Below are 17,273 nucleotides of genomic sequence, written 5' to 3' on the forward strand. Positions count from 1 at the left end.
CTAAATCTCGGGCGTAATCCGGGCCTCATAGTTGGGATAATACTGCTGCCAAGGCTCCTTTTGCTCTGAAGGCTTTATGGCTGTGAGTTTTTCAGCTCGCGAATGGTAGTGGGTGTGCAACAGTTCTTCCGCCAACTCGCTCATGGGATGGCCGTAAAAGTCTTTATACACTTTCAGTATGTCGGGGTTCTCGTGGCTTTCCCGCCAGACCCACCGGGCGTCAGCAGCGTACAGGGTAGCGGTACGCTTGGCCCGCACCTCGTTGGCCTGGGGTACCGAGCTGCGCGGCTGGCCGCCACCGCTCTCGCATCCGCCAGGACAAGCCATGAATTCCACGAAGTGCCACGGGGCCTTGCCTGCCCGCACGATGTCTAGCACCTGTCTCCCCGCCGCCATTCCCTGGCAGACCGCCACCCTGACGGTTCCCGCCCCGGGAATATCCACCGCCGCCTCCTTGACGCTGGCCAAGCCCCGGATGGGCTTCAGATCCAGGAGCTGCGGCGGGGGCTCCTTGCCGGTGATGAAGAAATAAGCCGTGCGGATGGCCGCCTCCATCACGCCGCCTGAAGCACCAAAGATAATGGCTCCGCCTGTGCACTTACCCATGAGGGGATCGAAATCTTCGTCTGGCAGGTGAGGAAAATCGATCCCCCGGCTGGCGATTAGTTTAGCCAGCTCCCGGGTGGTTAGCACTACATCCACGTCGCGGGTAACGTCCTTGGCGAAGGCACTGCCCTTTTTCTTCTCCCAGTATTCCCGAGCCGAAACCATCTCCGGCCGCTGGGCCTCAAATTTTTTGGCCGTGCAAGGCATAATGGAAACCGAAACTATTTTGCGCGGATCGATGCCCCGCTGCTCGGCGTAGTAAGTCTTCACCGTGGCCCCAAACATCTGCTGGGGAGACTTGCAGCTGGAGATATGGGGAATGAGATCGGGGTAGAAGTATTCACAGAATTTGATCCAACCCGGGCTGCAGGAAGTGAATTGCGGCAAAGGCTTACCCGGGAGCTCCCCCTTGATGCGCTTAATGAGCTCGGTGGCCTCTTCCATGATGGTGAGGTCAGCGGCAAAATTGGTGTCCAGCACGGCGTTGAATTTTAACCTCCGCAAGGCGGCCACCATTTTACCCGTTACCCAGGTTCCCGGGGGCATACCAAACTCCTCCCCCAAAGCGATGCGGATGGAGGGAGCGGTCTGCACCACCACGAACTTATCTGGGTCGTTCAGCGCTTCCACCACCTTGCCAATATCATCTCGCTCCTGAATGGCGCCGGTGGGACAGGCAAGGGTACACTGGCCGCAATTGATACAGACAATGTCATCGTGAATGGGAAGCTGATAATAGCCCAGAACCGACTGCACTCGGTGACAAACTTCCAGACACTGGCCACAGAGAACACACTTACGATCGTCGCGCACAATGGAAGGGTTAGTAGGATCTATGGGCACCCTACCGCGCACGTGAGACGGCCAGTTGCCAGCAATGTTGTACTGGTAGGGGAGCCAGCCATCACCGCCGGCAGCAACGTGCTCTTGCCGAAGACAGCCGCCCACCGAACCGGCCAACCCCACCAACCCCAGACCCGCCATCATCTTGAGGAAAGAACGACGGGTCACTTCCTTCTGTCGCAATGCTTCCTCCAGTAGCTTTTCTACCTCCATGGTTCCTCCCTCCTCAACTAACTAATACCTGAGTGGTTTTGCGTTTAGTACCTCGCTGTTGGCGCTTTTCACCCCCATGTTTGCTTATAACGGTAGGGCCTCGGAACCGCACCGATGCAGAGGCACTACCACTGGAAAGCCGGGAGGCAGACACCCTTGCTTCTCCAGGTGCCGATAGACCGCACGCAAAAAGCGAGGGAAAACTCTCCGCACCGGCGAGGATAGCCCGACGCCGGGAGAAACGTCCTTGGGCTCCACCCCCAGCAGGGTCAACTCGCCTCTTAGGACTCCCAAACGATGCATTCTACCCAGGTAAACAAGCGCGTCCTGAAACAGGGTACAAGGCGAGGAACAGAAAGGGAAGGACAAATGGCCCCGCTGGCTTTTACCCAACCAGCGTTCTAGACCTCTGGCACTTAGCTGGCGTATCTTGCCCGGCGCGGACCCTTGGGGCCAAGCCTGCAGCAGCAATACGTACGAGCAGCGATAAAGGTAAGTATCCAGATAGCCTAAAGCGGTTCCCAGGTCTACCAATTCCACGTGAGCAGATAAACCAGAACGGGACAGGAATTCTATTGCCCAAGAGCCCACACCGACATCGCGCCGGAACAGATCCCCGAGACCCACTACGGCTGCTTGATTGACCAATTCCCCCGCCCCCTAGAGAGAAAAAAAGAACCACAGTTCCGGCTCTTCGCTGCCGACCCCGTGGCTCTTCCTTTTGCCCTTCCGCTTTATACTGTTACGCTGCTACTTACCCTAACACGAGCCTCGTCCCGAACTCTAAGGCTTCGGCCTAAGTCCCGCTTGTGCTTTCTCTAACTTTCTCACTTCAACTATACTACAGGATTTTTTCTATGTCAAGCGAGATAATTATATGGGTGCGCGTCAAGAGTTAGTAGGTGGTTCGGGAGAAAACTTCTCTTCATGGAAACCTCGCCGCCAAGATAGTCCCGGTACCTGCACCATTAAGGGATCAAACTACTGAGGCTAGGCCGGCTTAGTTCCCGCAACACATGCTTCACCCATGGAGCTCCGGCAGAGGGTCCTCTCAATGCCGGCAACCCAGCTTTATGCCAACTCCCCGCCTCCTCTATCTTCCGCTTTACCTCCAACCGCACCGCCTGAGCCAAATGTTCTTGCCTGGCCAGCAGTACCGGCCAACGAGAAGTGTGCCTCCCGAGCACCCCGTTGGCTCGAGCAGCCAAAACCCGCGCCATCCTGTCTGCTCCTGCCTCCGTCCAGCTGGCTCCCAACCGCTTCATCCGCCGCGCCACGTTGTGCTGTACCTGCCCCTCTATGGCCCCCAGATGCTCCGCAGCAGAAGAGGTAACTATCCCCGACCAGTTCTCCTTGAGATACTGCCAGAGCTTCTCTATTCTCCTCCTCTTAGCCCCGCGAACTCTCCTCGCTGCTCCTCCCATAATCTCTTCTACCTTCTCCCGGTCCCCCAGATAAATGGCCTGCCTGATCCCACTATAGGCCTCCTCATCGTGCCAAAAAGCCTCTATAAGCCGCCGGTTCAAATGGTAAGGGTCCAAAACGCGTACCGCCCCGGGGAAGTAATCTACCCCCTGCTTGGCCCACTCCGCCCCGTCGCTCCCAAGGTATATCTCCTTCACCTGGCCCATGTCCCACCGGCTCGCTACCCCAGAGTAAACTTCCTCCCACATCCTCTCCCCTTCGCCTACACCGCTCGTTACCAGCTTGTCCTTTAAAGCCTTCCGGCCACCCCCAATCGCTTCTTTGCCTGTGTAAGCTACGAAGAGTTTGACCTCTTTCCTTTTCTCTCCGCTCCTTTGAAGCCTTACCACCACCCCGTCGGCCTCTATGTAAAGCCTGGAGGTCTTCTCTTTACCTCCGGGTGTCTCTCCCTTCTCAAAAACGGCTTCTCTCCTGGACTCTCCCTCCTGCCTGAGTGCTTCTCCTGCTTCCTGCACGGCCTGCCACACCGCCATGGCGCTTATCCCAGGGACAAAATAACCGAGAATTTCCGCTGCCCGCCTGAAGGGTACTTCGCTCCCAAGCTTCACCGCCATCTCCTTCAAACGCGGCGTGCATCTAGACCTCTCCGGCCAGCCCAGAACCTCGTCAAGAAGAAACCTGGCTTCTCCCGTCTTTTTGTTTCTGTAAAGCCGCCTTTTTACTTTGAATTCCCCAAAGCTGCTAACTACGGTTCTTTCCCGGAAGCCTATCACTTTCCAGGTGCGCTTGTCCCGGGCGTCCACGAGCCAGGTGTCTATTTCCTCGAGGGCCCAGGCGAAGATCTTCACGCAAGCTTCTTGAGAGAGCTTGTACACTTCTTCTTCGAGCTTGTAGAAGTCGCGGCATTCGGTAATTAGTTTGCTAACTTTCTCCCCCCAGAAGAAGGATTATGTCCGCAAGAGGTTGAATGTCTGAGATAGGTTGACTGTGCATGAGACCTCGCTCCTCCTTTCAGTCCATGAAAATTGTCCGTGAGGGGCGAGGTCTCCTCCTTCATGAGTCTCCTCCGTCACCTACTGAAATTGTACGCTCTCGGAAATGGCGATCGTGTCAACCCACCGTATGATTCTTGAGCTCCACTGCCCGAGCTGGAGCGAACTACCGGAGAAGACTAATATTTCGGCTCAAAGCTTTTATGTAGCGCTGACAACCACGCTCCAGTCTCTTGCGGCCCAGAACCCTCGCCTTCCTGTGGTGCTTCTCTCAAGCCTGCTTTACAATTCGCGTAGCGAGCTCACTTCTTCCGAGTGGTTGGGCTATCGACAACTGCTCGTCCTAGGCGCAAAAACGGCGAGGTCTCTCTTTAACTTCTGGAGGAACTCTTACGGTGACAAACTGGTTTTTGCTTTCCTACTGGCTCAGGACCAGGAAATAAAGCAAAAAGACGCCGGCCAGCCCCCATAGAAAGGGGTGGACGTCTTTCCTTTTGCCTCGCACCACTTTCATGAGGGGGTAAGCCATAACTCCAAAGGCTATGCCGTTAGCGATGCTGTAGGTGAGTGGCATTAGGGCCACGGTGAGAAAGGCAGGCACAGCTTCGTCCACCTCTTCCCACCGGATACGCAAGAGATTGCGGGCCATGAGGATGCCCACGGTGATGAGGGCAGGCGCTGTTACCGCTGGGGTTACCACGTGGAGTAAAGGAGCGAAGAAAAGGCCCAAAAGGAAGAGTAAAGCCACGGTGACCGCCGTAAGCCCAGTTCGACCGCCAGCGGCTACACCGGTGGAAGACTCGATGTAGGAAGTGGTAGAAGAAGTTCCCAGCCAGGCTCCAGCCATGATAGCCACGGCGTCGGAAATTAGAGCTCGCCCTCCCCCTACCAAGCGCCCTTCCCTAAGCAGGCCGGCCTGGTTGCCTACGGCCAGCAGGGTGCCAGTAGCGTCAAAGAAGTCTACGAAAAGGATGGTGAACACTACGAAGAGAAAGGCGCTGGGGTGCAGCCAGAGTCCAGAGAAATCCAGTTTGCCTAAGGTAGGCTGCAAGCTGGGGATGGAGCCAGCGATGTCGCTCAGGTGGTGAGGCGTGGGGATGAGGCCGAATAGCATACCAGTGATGGCGGTGATAACCATACCGTAGAATACAGCCGTCCCTACTCTCCGGGCCAGCAAAATGACAGTGACAGCGAGGCCGAAGAGGGCGAGGAGGATATTAGGGTCATGCAAAGATCCCAGGCGTGGGATGCCTGCTTCCGGGTTGATGACCACCAGGTTAACGCTTTTGAACCCAATGAGGGCGATGAAAAGACCGATCCCAGCGCTGGTGGCGTATTTCAAGCTATCGGGGATGGCGGCTATGATAGCTTCGCGTACATGAAAGAGAACTAAACAAAAAAAGATAAAACCGGAGACAAACACAGCTCCCAGCGCCTTGGGCCAGGGAATATTCATGCCCAGGACCACAGAATAGGCGAAGAAAGCTAGCAGGCCCATTCCTGGAGCCTGGGCTACCGGGTAGTTGGCGTAAAGACCCATAATGAGGGTGCCCACGACGGAGGCTAGGGCAGTGGCTACAAAAACACTCTCTTTGGGCATCCCAGCTTCGCTCAACACTTGAGGGACAACGAAGAGCACGTAAGCCATGGAGAGGAAAGTGGTGGCTCCGGCTAGCAATTCGCGCCGGATAGTGGTTCCGCGCTCGGACAGATGAAAGAACTTATCTATCCAGGAGACGCTACCAGGAGTGGCGGCAGTGGCCTCTGGTTTTAGTGGGGGCATGAAGCGGCAAAGACCTCCTTACCGGAGCGATGATAAAATCGGCTTTATTCTACATAGTCTGCCGTAAACTGTCAAGTTCTAACGGGCTCTAGGTCAAGAAGTGTGGAGGGGAGATCAGCCAAGCCAAGGGGAGAAAAGCTAAGAGCATCTTTCGCACATAGACCCCGCGGTTCCGAAAACCGTAACTTATCCGCTTGAGGAGCTTGATCTTAGTATGGACACCCTCGGTGTAACCGTTGGTAACTCGCCAGTTGTGATAGGCGAGAATCTCTTCCCTCCAGCTACGAAGCGTTCTCCCCCATTGAACCAACGCAAAACGTCGCTCGCCTCCCGAGTGTTTAAGATCAGACGATCCAGGATTAGCTCTGCCTCCTTCCGGCAGGAGGCACGATAGACGTCGCGTAGCTGCTCCTTGGCCCAGTGAAAATGGGCCACGTTCCTGTACCGCCTACTGATCATGGCAAGCTGGGCTGCCTGGCGCTCGGTCAAATCCTCTTCGTTCTTCACCAGAGGCCAACGAGGTATACGCTGCCCGGTTACCTGCTGCTCTATTAGCCTCGCCTCGTCTACACGCCGGTTGGCATCTTTAAGAGCGTGAAAATGGTCAACCACCACAGGCACTCCAGGCAGCACCCTCTTTATAAGCTTGCGCCAGCCGTCTTTGAAGTCGATGCACACCGCCTTGATGCGCCTGCGCACCGAAACCGGCAGCTCCTTTAAAAACTTCTCCAGAGTCTTGAGCCGGTCATCCGGTAAGATGGCGATAAGCCTTCGCTCGGGCCACACGCAGGTAACGGTGATCATCATGTCCTGACCCCTGAAACTGTGCTCGTCTATGCTTAAAGCCAAAGCCGGTAGATCTTTAAGGGCCTCCTCGATGTTCACCTGATTGGTCACTTGCTTTAGAAGCAGCCGGCGCAGGGTGCCGGGACTTGTCCTTACCACTTCCGCTGCTCTGCGAAAGCTGCGGTCCTTCAAGTTTTCGAGCCAATCTGCTTCCGCCCGCTCGGTTCTTCTTGCTCGAGGTCTGATACCCGGAAATCTTTCAGTGAATACCTTCCCGCAATTCGGGCATTTGAACCGGCGGGGGCGTACCCAGAGGTAAACCGGTAGCCCGTTGCATCGGGTGTGCAGTTTTGGCCTCCACTCGCGCGACCGGTCGTGAACCCGCCGGGTAAGAGTCTGGCAGGAAGGACAGCTGGCTTCTTTCCTCGGTCGCCCGGCGTATACGTCAATCCTATCTGATTCGATCTTTACCCGGTAGATAAGAGAGCGTACAATTTCAGTAGGTGACGGAGGAGGTTCATGAAGGAGGAGACCTCGCCCCTCACAGACAACTTTCATGGACTGAAAGAAGGAGCGAGGAGGAGCGAGGTCCGATGCAAACCATTTCAAATATTCAACCTCTGGTGGACCAGATCCTTCTTTTTGGAGAAAAAATCAGCGAATTGATCACCGGTTGCCGCGACTTTTACCAACTCGAGAAGGAAGTGCAGAGGCGGTCTTTAGAAATGTCCCTCGGAATTTTCGCCTGGGTTCTGCAAGAGATAGACACCCACCTCATGAACGCGAGGGACAAGCGAGTTTGGGAAGTAGTGGGGTTCAGGGAAAGGACCTTAGTCACCAGCTTTGGAGAGCTCAAAGTAAAGAGGCGGCTTTACCGGAACAAGCAAACGGGGGAAGCCAAGTTTCTTCTTGACCAGGCCTTGGGCTGGTCGGAGAGATCCCGGTGCACACCGCGCTTGAAAGAGATGGCGGTGAAGCTTGGGAGCGAAGTACCCTTCAGGCGAGCGGCAGAAATTCTAGGCTATCTTGTTCCGGGGATAAGCGCCATGGCGGTGTGGCAGGCCGTGCAGGAAGCAGGAGAAGCACTCAGGCAGGAAGGAGAGTCCAGGAGAGAAGCCGTTTTTGAGAAGGGAGAGACACCCGGAGGTAAAGAGAAGACCTCCAGGCTTTACATAGAGGCCGACGGGGTGGTGGTAAGGCTTCAAAGGAGCGGAGAGAAAAGGAAAGAGGTCAAACTCTTCGTAGCTTACACAGGCAAAGAAGCGATTGGAGGTGGCCGGAAGGCTTTAAAGGACAAGCTAGTAACGAGCGGTGTAGGCGAAGGGGAGAGGATGTGGGAGGAAGTTTACTCTGGGGTAGCGAGCCGGTGGGACATGGGTCAGGTGAAGGAAATATACCTTGGGAGCGACGGGGCGGAGTGGGCCAAGCAGGGGGTAGATTACTTCCCCGGGGCAGTGCACGTTTTGGACCCTTACCATTTGAACCGGCGGCTTATAGAGGCTTTTTGGCACGATGAGGAGGCCTATAGTGGGATCAGGCAGGCCATTTATCTGGGGGACCGGGAGAAGGTAGAAGAGATTATGGGAGGAGCAGCGAGGAGAGTTCGCGGGGCTAAGAGGAGGAGAATAGAGAAGCTCTGGCAGTATCTCAAGGAGAACTGGTCGGGGATAGTTACCTCTTCTGCTGCGGAGCATCTGGGGGCCATAGAGGGGCAGGTACAGCACAACGTGGCGCGGCGGATGAAGCGGTTGGGAGCCAGCTGGACGGAGGCAGGAGCAGACAGGATGGCGCGGGTTTTGGCTGCTCGAGCCAACGGGGTGCTCGGGAGGCACACTTCTCGTTGGCCGGTACTGCTGGCCAGGCAAGAACATTTGGCTCAGGCGGTGCGGTTGGAGGTAAAGCGGAAGATAGAGGAGGCGGGGAGTTGGCATAAAGCTGGGTTGCCGGCATTGAGAGAACCCTCTGCCGGAGCTCCATGGGTGAAGCATGTGTTGCGGGAACTAAGCCGGCCTAGCCTCAGTAGTTTGATCCCTTAATGGTGCAGGTACCGGGACTATCTTGGCGGCGAGGTTTCCATGAAGAGAAGTTTTCTCCCGAACCACCTACTAACTCTTGACGCGCACTCCAGGTTATTTTTTTCTTTACAGGGAAGCGTTTATTTAATTAAAATATGAATGAATAATATGGAATAACTGTTAAATTAATGTTAAGAGAAAGGAAAGGTACGCAGTCTGAATGGAGTGGCTTTTGCTAGCGGGTTTAGTATTATCAGCCAGTCTGGATAATTTCGGTGTGGGAATTTCCTATGGGGTGCGGCGGGTAAGGGTAGGATTGCCGGCCAACAGCATAATCGCGGCGGTGGCCTTTATTTTTAGCGTGGTGGGTATGACGGTGGGGCAGACTTTGGCTCGACTTTTCCCTGGGCGCTGGGCCGACGTGCTGGCGGCGCTTATTTTGGGTCTTATCGGCCTGCGCGTGGCCCTGGTAGCGTGGCCGCGGAAGCGGCGAGAGCTCGCTTCGGATTCACCTCCCTCTAGCCCGTGGGCCATACTCTTCCGTCCCGAAGCAGCCGACCTAAATGCCTCTGGGAGTATAGATTGGTGGGAGGCGGTTATTTTAGGAATAGCTCTTTCGGCTAACGCCCTGGTTTGCAGCGTGAGCGCTGGGCTGGTTGGCTTTTCTCCCTGGTTAGTGGCTTCGTTTATGGGGGTGGGGAGCTTCGCTTCAGTGTGGAGTGGATCTAATCTAGGCTTTAGGCTGGCCAGAGTGCAGATCGGGTCTTTTTCCGTGGGGCAGTTTGGTACTTTCCTTAGCGGTTTTATCCTTTTGGCCCTGGCGCTGAAGGTAATTTTCATGTAGCTTCGGGGCCAAGAGCGCCGGCGGCAATCTGAGTTCAAACCAGGGCGAACGACCTGTTCTTAAGCTAGAGCTCGAGTGGGAGAACTGGGAGGACAGGGGCAAACTGGCTTTGAAAACTTGAAAGATCGCACGCCTTTGCAGAGCGGTGGAAACAGTCAGGGACAGATCCCGTCACTCCGGAACGGTCGCTTCTAAAAATCTACCGGTTTTTTGCTTTAAGCGTTGAAGAGCGCAATTTGGCGGGTTAGGATGCGCGGATCACCGTCACCTGCGCGTGGCCCGAGTCGCGGCTCATCTTTCGCGCGCTTAAGATCCTCCTTCTTTCTCGGAGTAGAGGCCGAAAAGGCAAAGGGATCTGGTGGGGGCCTATTGCATTTCTATTGTCCGAAGTCCCTACATAGTGAACATTTTGTTACGCCATGTTCTGTGGGGGGTAGCGAGAACGGTGATGAAGGTGGGAAACCTTTTAGCTCACCGGATTCAGCTTTTCCGGTAGGCTCCTGGAAAAATCACCTAAAACCCACCTGAACGCCTGAATTCTAGATTTGGTGCGGGCGAGAGGACTTGAACCTCCACGGGATTTACCCACCAGATCCTAAGTCTGGCGCGTCTGCCATTCCGCCACGCCCGCATTGGCTTTCAGAGTTATTCTAGCACAAGGAGGCGAAAGTGCCAAGTAGCGTGGAAATGGCGATCGTGTCAACCTACTGTAGGAGTCTCGAGCCCCACTGTCCCCGGACCAGGACGAACTACTAAAGAAGATCGATGTTCCGGCTCAAAGCTTTGAGGGCTCTGGTTAATGACGTTACCGGACCCCGTAGAGCGGGAAGATTATCGAACACCTCACCCGATATTTTCCTTAGCCTCTGCCTCTCTTCCTCGACAGCTGCCTTATCGATCTCTAAAGCCCTTAAGCCCTCCTTCCGTCGGGCTACATATTGCTCCCGCAAGGAAACACCATTCGCCTTCGCCACCCGCAACCGGGCCATCCGGTCTACCCCACGAGCACTCCAGGCCATCGGTCGGGATGATAACCGTGCCGAGAAGAGATGACTTACGTGCGCCTCCGCACTTACCCCCAACTCCGCCCCGGGATAAAGCCGGTAGGCCATTATCCCCTCCCAGTTCCGCCGGATGTAACGTCGGCAATCCCGTACCGCTTCCTTCCGCGCAGGACTCGCCGCAGCTTTGCCCGCCCGCCGCAAAATCGCCTGTACCTTTACCTCATCACCCTCCCATAAGGCCGCCCAAATCTCTCTATAACCATCACTATCACGCCCCAAAGCAGCCACCAGGTACTTGTCCAGGTGAAAAAGATCTAAGACAAAGACGCTCCTCGGTAGAAACTCCAGCCCTTTCTTTATCCACCTGTCTCCGTCACCGCAGAGGTAAATCCGCTCCACAGAAGATAATTCGTACTGCTCCTCGATGTAGCTCAACACCTCGAACCACAGCTCATCCGTATCTGAGTAAAGCCCTCCCAAGTAATAAGGCCGCTTGAGTCTGTATCTGTCTTTCCCCACCTTCTCTTTCCCCTCGTGGATGTAAACCAGCCGGGGTAAGTACTTCTTCCCGTCCTGACCTGCTACGTGGTCTTCATCCGCCTCCACATAAAGAACCTTCCCCCGGCGCTTCTCCCCAGGCGGCTCGGGCAGTTCTTCCAGTGTAAAGTTGTGAATCACCTTCTTCACCGCTTCGCCGCTTAGCACAACCTCCCGATTGCCTCTCCCTACCCTCTCGCCACTCTTCCGGTAGGAAAGATCTACCGCTTCTTCTAAGGCTTGTGCTTTAACCAGAGGATCAACCCGTGCGTGCGGCCCGTAACCTACCAACCGATCTATCAGGTGCACCCGCTCCCCAGTCTCTTTGTGCCGGTAATAGGTTCGCTTATAGTTGACCAGACCGAAAAGGGTAAGTACTTCTTTGGGATCGTTTCGCCGCTCTACCCGCCAGCCGGGCCGCTTTTCCCGGTGCTCCCGAAGATAGGCGTCTTTCGCCTCTAAAACTTCCCTCAAAACCTCCTGTCCCAGGTTATTAAGCTCCTGCCAGAGCTTCTCCTCGAAGCTTAAAAAGTCGGTCCCTTCCTCCAGAACCTTCAACGTTAGCTCCGCGAGGGCGTACAATTTCAGTAGGTGACGGAGGAGACTCATGAAGGAGAAGACCTCGCCCCTCACGGACAATTTTCATGGACTGAAAGGAGGAGCGAGGTCTCATGCACAGTCAACCTATCTCAGACATTCAACCTCTTGCGGACATAATCCTTCTTCTGGGGGAGAAAGTTAGCAAACTAATTACCGAATGCCGCGACTTCTACAAGCTCGAAGAAGAAGTGTACAAGCTCTCTCAAGAAGCTTGCGTGAAGATCTTCGCCTGGGCCCTCGAGGAAATAGACACCTGGCTCGTGAACGCCCGGGACAAGCGCACCTGGAAAGTGATAGGCTTTCGGGAAAGAACCGTAGTTAGCAGCTTTGGGGAATTCAAAGTAAAAAGGCGGCTTTACAGAAACAAAAAGACGGGAGAAGCCAGGTTTCTTCTTGACGAGGTTCTGGGCTGGCCGGAGAGGTCTAGATGCACGCCGCGTTTGAAGGAGATGGCGGTGAAGCTTGGGAGCGAAGTACCCTTCAGGCGGGCAGCGGAAATTCTCGGTTATTTTGTCCCTGGGATAAGCGCCATGGCGGTGTGGCAGGCCGTGCAGGAAGCAGGAGAAGCACTCAGGCAGGAGGGAGAGTCCAGGAGAGAAGCCGTTTTTGAGAAGGGAGAGACACCCGAAGGTAAAGAGAAGACCTCCAGGCTTTACATAGAGGCCGACGGGATGGTAGTAAGGCTTCAAAGGAGCGAAGAGAAAAGGAAAGAGGTCAAACTCTTCGTAGCTTACACAGGCAAAGAAGCGATTGGGGGTGGCCGGAAGGCTTTAAAGGACAAGCTGGTAACGAGCGGTGTAGGCGAAGGGGAGAGGATGTGGGAGGAAGTTTACTCTGGGGTAGCGAGCCGGTGGGACATGGGTCAGGTGAAGGAGATATACCTTGGGAGTGACGGGGCGGAGTGGGCCAAGCAGGGGGTAGATTACTTCCCCGGGGCAGTGCACGTTTTGGACCCTTACCATTTGAACCGGCGGCTTATAGAGGCTTTTTGGCACGATGAGGAGGCCTATAGTGGGATCAGGCAGGCCATTTATCTGGGGGACCGGGAGAAGGTAGAAGAGATTATGGGAGGAGCAGCGAGGAGAGTTCGCGGGGCTAAGAGGAGGAGAATAGAGAAGCTCTGGCAGTATCTCAAGGAGAACTGGTCGGGGATAGTTACCTCTTCTGCTGCGGAGCATCTGGGGGCCATAGAGGGGCAGGTACAGCACAACGTGGCGCGGCGGATGAAGCGGTTGGGAGCCAGCTGGACGGAGGCAGGAGCAGACAGGATGGCGCGGGTTTTGGCTGCTCGAGCCAACGGGGTGCTCGGGAGGCACACTTCTCGTTGGCCGGTACTGCTGGCCAAGCAAGAACATTTGGCTCAGGCGGTGCGGTTGGAGGTAAAGCGGAAGATAGAGGAGGCGGGGAGTTGGCTTAAAGCGGGGTTGCCGGCATTGAGAGGACCCTCTGCCGGAGCTCCATGGGTGAAGCATGTGTTGCGGGAACTAAGCCGGCCTAGCCTCAGTAGTTTGATCCCTTAATGGCGCAGGTACCGGGACTATCCTGGCGGCGAGGTTTCCATGAAGAGAAGTTTTCTCCCGAACCACCTACTAACTCTTGACGCGCACTAGCTCCGCTACCCTCTGGAACTTCTCCCAAATCTGCTTTATAATCTGCATAGAGACCTCACCCTCCTGAGTGGTTGTTTAAGCAACTACTCGTCCGTTGCAAGGACGGTGAGGTCTCTCTTCTTTCTCCCCTTCCTTAGCTCCTGCAAAATTCCTACAGTAACTTTACACTAACATAACCTGGAGGCGCATTAGAGCTTGATGGCCAGGAATTTCTTCGTAAAGACAGGAGCCCAAACAGCTGTGAGCGACCAGATGGTGCCCAACGGCGAGACCAGGGCGTGTAAGCAGTTCAGCCGCGGTTACTGTACACTCGCTAGCATCCCGGCAGCCGAATGCTATACTAGAGAAAAGCAACTTTTCTCCAACGCTAAATTTATCCAAAGGAAGGGAGAAAGCCATGTCTGACCAACCCAAATACGTCCAAGACTTTTACCCCGACGAACTAACCTATTGCTACGGCTGCGGTCGCAATAACCCGCTCGGTCTTAGCTTCCGCACCCGCTGGGACGGTAATAGAACCCGAACCGAATATCGACCCCGCGCGGAACATATGGGCGTCCCTGGCTTCGTTTACGGAGGGTTGATAGCCTCTCTGATCGATTGCCACAGCACCGGTTCGGCAACTCTGGCCTATTATCGCCACCAGGGTCACGAGCTGGGCGACGCCGCCCCGGTGCCCCGTTTTGTAACCGCTTCCTTAAAGATTGATTTCCTCAAGCCGACCCCCATAAGCGAAACGCTGGTGGTCTACGGCGAGATCGTGAGCATCGGTGCCCGTAAAGTGATCGTCCACAGCTCCATGTACGCTGGTGAACTCTTAACCGCTCGCGGGGAAGCGGTGCTGGTGCTGATCCCTCCCACCATGATGACGCCGAAACCAGCCTCTACCCCTTCAGAAGCTGCGAACCCTTCCGAGTGAACCAGCTCACCACCTCCCAGCCTTAAATTTCAGCCATTAACCGCCCGCTTTTTGACTACATCCTCTAGTGGAGACTAAGGTTAAACCATGAAGAAAACTAGTAAGACCGAGTTGCGCCAGGAGCTTTTACGCCGGAGACTGGCACTGGATCGCGCGGAAGTGATCAGGGCGGGAGAAATAGTGGCCGAGCTCTTGCTGGCCCTCCCTGCCTATCGGGAAGCGCGGACCCTGCTGTTCTACTACGCTTTTAGACAAGAGGTGCCCACGGCAGCAATGATCCTGCATTCTCTGCACGAAAACAAGCGGGTGGCCCTGCCGGCAGTGCTCCACCAGGAAAGGGAACTGTTAGCTCGCTTGATAACCACTTACCCCGACGACCTGGCACCGGGACCGATCGGCATACCCGAACCCCGTCCCGATCGCCCTTCCGTCCCCCCGGAGGAGATCGACCTGGTCACGGTGCCAGGGCTTGCCTTTGACCGCAGAGGGTATCGCGTAGGATACGGTTGGGGTTGCTACGACCGTTTTTTGGCCCGCTCCCCGGCTCTTCGCGTGGGGCTGGCGTACGACTTCCAGGTGTTAGAAGCCATAGAAGCGGAAGAACACGACCAGCGCCTCCACCTGCTCATCACCCCCAGCCGCATTTATTATTTCGATGAGGTGGGAAAATGGGAACAACCGTCCTCGAAGAGGTAGTGCGTAACTACCGGGGCCAACCGGAAAAATTGATAGCCGCCCTTTTGGCCCTGCAGCGGCATTACGGTTATCTGCCCGAGCCGGCTTTGCGTGTCATATCCCAAGAACTCCGGGTACCGCTTAGCAAAATATACGGCGTGGCCACTTTTTACGCCCAGTTCCGCCTCCAACCGCGGGGGAAACATACCGTTTGCGTCTGCCTAGGAACCGCCTGCCACGTGCGCGGCTCGGAACAAATCTTCCACCAACTCCGCCGGGAACTCGGAATAGAAGCTGGTGAAACCACTACTGATGGGCGCTTCACCCTGGAGGTGGTCTCCTGCGTGGGAGCTTGCAGCATGGCACCAATAATGATGATAGACGAGGACTTACACGGTCGCCTCGATGCGGACAAAGCCTTGGCGCTCCTCACCCAGTACCGAGATTAAGGAGGGGAAAAACGTGCGGTCGCTGATGGATAGATGCTGCTCGCGCTGCACCCATTCCCCCCAAACCCCTTGCCAAGACTACATACTATGCCGCCGTGATGGCCCCCTCTGCCACGATGACCCCGATTGCCAAGAGCAACGCCGCCAATGGTTGCAGATCCATTTCCCTCCCCCGGGTAGCCCACGCAAACGCGTGCTGGTTTGTGGCGGGCTAACCTGCGGCGCCGCCGGTTCCTTCTCCCTGGCGGAGCTCTTAGAGCAGGCGGTGCAAGCTAGTGGACTGGAAGACCGGGTCCTAATTACCACAGTGGGGTGCATGGGGCTTTGCGAGGAAGGGCCGCTGGCCCTGGTGCTGCCGGAAGAAATCCTTTATTCTCGCCTACGCCCAGAGGACGTGACCGCCATAGTCGAGGAACATCTCCGGGACGGTAAGCCGGTAGAACGATGCTTGCTCCGCAGCGAGGAGGGCCAAGTTTACCCTACCATCTCCCAGGTGCCCTTTTATCGGAAGCAGCAACGCACGGTGCTGAAGCGTTGCGGCCGCATTAACCCAGAGGAGGTAGCCGAGTACGTGGCTACCGGTGGCTATCGAGCGCTCACCACCGCCCTGAGGTCGCTTACTCCAGGAGAAGTCATCGAGGAGATCAAAAAGTCCGGTTTGCGGGGCCGCGGCGGCGCCGGCTTCCCTACCGGTAAAAAATGGGAATCGGCCAGCAGGGTACCCAGCAACAAGCGCTATGTGGTATGCAACGCCGACGAAGGTGATCCTGGCGCTTTCATGGATCGGGCCCTATTGGAGGGTGACCCGCACGCCGTCATCGAAGGAATGATCCTCTGCGGCTACGCTATCGGTTCTGACGAGGGTTACATCTACGTCCGCGCTGAATACCCCCTGGCGGTTAAGCGCCTGCGGCTAGCCATCCAGCAAGCTTACGCGGTGGGCCTGCTAGGAAACAATATTCTCGGCTCAGGGTTTTCTTTCCACCTCCACATCAGTGAAGGAGCAGGAGCTTTCGTATGCGGCGAGTCCACCGCCCTGATGGCCTCTATCGAAGGAAACCGCGGTATTCCCCGCATCAAGATCCCTCGCTCCACGGAAAAAGGGCTGTTCGGCCAACCCACTGTCCTAAACAATGTGGAAACCTTCGCCAACATACCCTTAATTATTAATCACGGCAGCCAGTGGTACTCCAGCATCGGAACCAGAGGGAGCAAGGGAACCAAGATCTTCGCCTTGAGCGGGAAAGTCAAGCACACCGGATTGGTGGAGGTGCCCATGGGCACCACTTTGAGAGAACTCATCTTCGACATTGGTGGAGGCATCAAAGGCAATAAAGCCTTCAAAGCTCTGCAGATAGGCGGTCCCTCGGGAGGGTGCATCCCCGAGGATATGCTCCATCTACCCATAGATTACGAATCCCTAACCGGAGCAGGAGCAATGATGGGATCGGGAAGTGTGGTTGTGATGGACGAAGATAATTGCATGGTCAATACCGCCCGCTTTTTTCTAAGCTTTACCGAGCGAGAATCCTGCGGCAAATGCACTCCTTGCCGGGAAGGCACCAAGCAAATGCTCAGTATTCTGGAGCGCATAACCAAGGGAGAAGGTAGCCCCAGCGATCTCTCCCTCTTAGAGTTCCTGGGACAAGTAGTGAAATCCACCGCTTTTTGCGGCTTGGGCACTTCGGCTCCTAACCCGGTGCTAACCACCTTGAGATTTTTCCGGAGCGAATATCTCCAGCACGTGGTGGAAAAGCGCTGCCCGGCGGGCGAATGCGTATCCCTGCGGCGATTCGTTATTCAGCCGGATAAATGCGTGGGTTGCGGCGCTTGCGCTTACGTCTGCCCGGTTAAGGCAATCAAGGGGGAAAAGAAGCAGCCGCACCGCATAGATGAAGAGGTCTGCGTTAAGTGCGGCCGTTGCGCGGAAATCTGTCGTTTCCACGCGGTGCAGCGAGTTTAGGCAAGATAA

General features: G+C 55.7%; 13 protein-coding genes, 1 tRNA gene and 1 pseudogene. 7 read left to right on the top strand and 8 right to left on the bottom strand.

Going from position 1 to position 17,273, the window contains the following annotated elements:
• The 6 genes and pseudogenes from ACTLLP_RS07835 to ACTLLP_RS07860 form a co-directional block, all read right to left on the bottom strand.
• Complete coding sequence (locus ACTLLP_RS07835) at positions 1-1,662, bottom strand: [FeFe] hydrogenase, group A (protein ID WP_441058630.1); 1,662 nt, start codon at positions 1,660-1,662, stop codon at positions 1-3.
• Positions 1,663-1,746: 84 nt separating this feature from the next.
• Positions 1,747-2,310: a hypothetical protein gene (locus tag ACTLLP_RS07840; RefSeq protein ID WP_441058632.1), complete on the bottom strand. Its 564-nt coding sequence runs from the start codon at positions 2,308-2,310 to the stop codon at positions 1,747-1,749.
• 320 nt (positions 2,311-2,630) lie between these two features.
• Positions 2,631-4,007, bottom strand: a pseudogene (locus tag ACTLLP_RS07845) (ISLre2 family transposase); the annotation flags it as partial.
• A gap of 490 nt (positions 4,008-4,497) precedes the next feature.
• On the bottom strand, positions 4,498-5,862 hold the full coding sequence (locus tag ACTLLP_RS07850; RefSeq protein WP_441058634.1) for an NCS2 family permease: 1,365 nt from the start codon (positions 5,860-5,862) through the stop codon (positions 4,498-4,500).
• Positions 5,863-5,950: 88 nt separating this feature from the next.
• Positions 5,951-6,130 (bottom strand): transposase, encoded by a 180-nt coding sequence (locus tag ACTLLP_RS07855; RefSeq protein WP_441061709.1) that lies wholly within the window; start codon positions 6,128-6,130, stop codon positions 5,951-5,953.
• On the bottom strand, positions 6,049-7,206 hold the full coding sequence (locus ACTLLP_RS07860; protein ID WP_441061717.1) for an ISL3 family transposase: 1,158 nt from the start codon (positions 7,204-7,206) through the stop codon (positions 6,049-6,051). The genes ACTLLP_RS07855 and ACTLLP_RS07860 overlap by 82 nt, the downstream gene beginning before the upstream one ends.
• Before the next feature lie 44 nt (positions 7,207-7,250).
• On the opposite strand from ACTLLP_RS07860, the gene ACTLLP_RS07865 reads away from it, so the two are divergent.
• The gene (locus ACTLLP_RS07865; RefSeq protein WP_441061720.1) at positions 7,251-8,684 is read left to right on the top strand and encodes an ISLre2 family transposase; all 1,434 of its coding nucleotides are present in this window, start codon (positions 7,251-7,253) and stop codon (positions 8,682-8,684) included.
• A 199-nt stretch (positions 8,685-8,883) separates the two neighbouring features.
• Positions 8,884-9,507, top strand: coding sequence for a manganese efflux pump (locus ACTLLP_RS07870; RefSeq protein ID WP_441058636.1), 624 nt, complete (start codon positions 8,884-8,886; stop codon positions 9,505-9,507).
• A 546-nt stretch (positions 9,508-10,053) separates the two neighbouring features.
• Here ACTLLP_RS07870 and ACTLLP_RS07875 read toward each other — a convergent pair.
• Together ACTLLP_RS07875 and ACTLLP_RS07880 are read right to left on the bottom strand one after the other, a co-directional pair.
• Positions 10,054-10,138: transfer RNA gene (locus ACTLLP_RS07875), tRNA-Leu, on the bottom strand.
• Positions 10,139-10,259: 121 nt separating this feature from the next.
• Positions 10,260-11,657 carry an ISLre2 family transposase gene (locus tag ACTLLP_RS07880; protein ID WP_441058638.1) on the bottom strand — a complete coding sequence of 466 codons (1,398 nt, stop codon included), beginning with the start codon at positions 11,655-11,657 and terminating at the stop codon, positions 10,260-10,262.
• Positions 11,658-11,719: 62 nt separating this feature from the next.
• On the opposite strand from ACTLLP_RS07880, the gene ACTLLP_RS07885 reads away from it, so the two are divergent.
• From ACTLLP_RS07885 to ACTLLP_RS07905, 5 genes are all read left to right on the top strand, one after another.
• Positions 11,720-13,168 carry an ISLre2 family transposase gene (locus ACTLLP_RS07885; RefSeq protein ID WP_441058640.1) on the top strand — a complete coding sequence of 483 codons (1,449 nt, stop codon included), beginning with the start codon at positions 11,720-11,722 and terminating at the stop codon, positions 13,166-13,168.
• 487 nt (positions 13,169-13,655) lie between these two features.
• Positions 13,656-14,177 carry a PaaI family thioesterase gene (locus ACTLLP_RS07890; RefSeq protein ID WP_441058642.1) on the top strand — a complete coding sequence of 174 codons (522 nt, stop codon included), beginning with the start codon at positions 13,656-13,658 and terminating at the stop codon, positions 14,175-14,177.
• Between the two features lie 87 nt (positions 14,178-14,264).
• Positions 14,265-14,873, top strand: a complete 609-nt coding sequence (locus ACTLLP_RS07895; RefSeq protein ID WP_441058644.1) for a 5-formyltetrahydrofolate cyclo-ligase — start codon at positions 14,265-14,267, stop codon at positions 14,871-14,873.
• Complete coding sequence (gene nuoE, locus ACTLLP_RS07900; RefSeq protein WP_441058646.1) at positions 14,846-15,301, top strand: NADH-quinone oxidoreductase subunit NuoE; 456 nt, start codon at positions 14,846-14,848, stop codon at positions 15,299-15,301. The genes ACTLLP_RS07895 and nuoE overlap by 28 nt, the downstream gene beginning before the upstream one ends.
• A 13-nt stretch (positions 15,302-15,314) precedes the next feature.
• The gene (locus ACTLLP_RS07905; RefSeq protein WP_441058648.1) at positions 15,315-17,264 is read left to right on the top strand and encodes an NADH-ubiquinone oxidoreductase-F iron-sulfur binding region domain-containing protein; all 1,950 of its coding nucleotides are present in this window, start codon (positions 15,315-15,317) and stop codon (positions 17,262-17,264) included.
• Positions 17,265-17,273: the final 9 nt, after the last annotated feature.

This window comes from Desulfothermobacter acidiphilus (genome assembly GCF_052073645.1).
Taxonomy (GTDB): domain Bacteria; phylum Bacillota; class Desulfotomaculia; order Desulfotomaculales; family Ammonificaceae; genus Desulfothermobacter; species Desulfothermobacter acidiphilus.

Bases quoted from the DNA above. Each gene is read 5' to 3' on its own strand.
- ACTLLP_RS07885 (WP_441058640.1), top strand. From the start codon at position 11,720: ATGCACAGTCAACCTATCTCAGACATTCAACCTCTTGCGGACATAATC.
- ACTLLP_RS07870 (WP_441058636.1), top strand. From the start codon at position 8,884: ATGGAGTGGCTTTTGCTAGCGGGTTTAGTATTATCAGCCAGTCTGGAT.
- ACTLLP_RS07895 (WP_441058644.1), top strand. From the start codon at position 14,265: ATGAAGAAAACTAGTAAGACCGAGTTGCGCCAGGAGCTTTTACGCCGG.
- ACTLLP_RS07850 (WP_441058634.1), bottom strand. From the start codon at position 5,862: ATGCCCCCACTAAAACCAGAGGCCACTGCCGCCACTCCTGGTAGCGTC.
- ACTLLP_RS07890 (WP_441058642.1), top strand. From the start codon at position 13,656: ATGTCTGACCAACCCAAATACGTCCAAGACTTTTACCCCGACGAACTA.
- ACTLLP_RS07860 (WP_441061717.1), bottom strand. From the start codon at position 7,206: ATGAAAGTTGTCTGTGAGGGGCGAGGTCTCCTCCTTCATGAACCTCCT.
- ACTLLP_RS07835 (WP_441058630.1), bottom strand. From the start codon at position 1,662: ATGGAGGTAGAAAAGCTACTGGAGGAAGCATTGCGACAGAAGGAAGTG.
- ACTLLP_RS07880 (WP_441058638.1), bottom strand. From the start codon at position 11,657: ATGAGTCTCCTCCGTCACCTACTGAAATTGTACGCCCTCGCGGAGCTA.
- nuoE (WP_441058646.1), top strand. From the start codon at position 14,846: ATGGGAACAACCGTCCTCGAAGAGGTAGTGCGTAACTACCGGGGCCAA.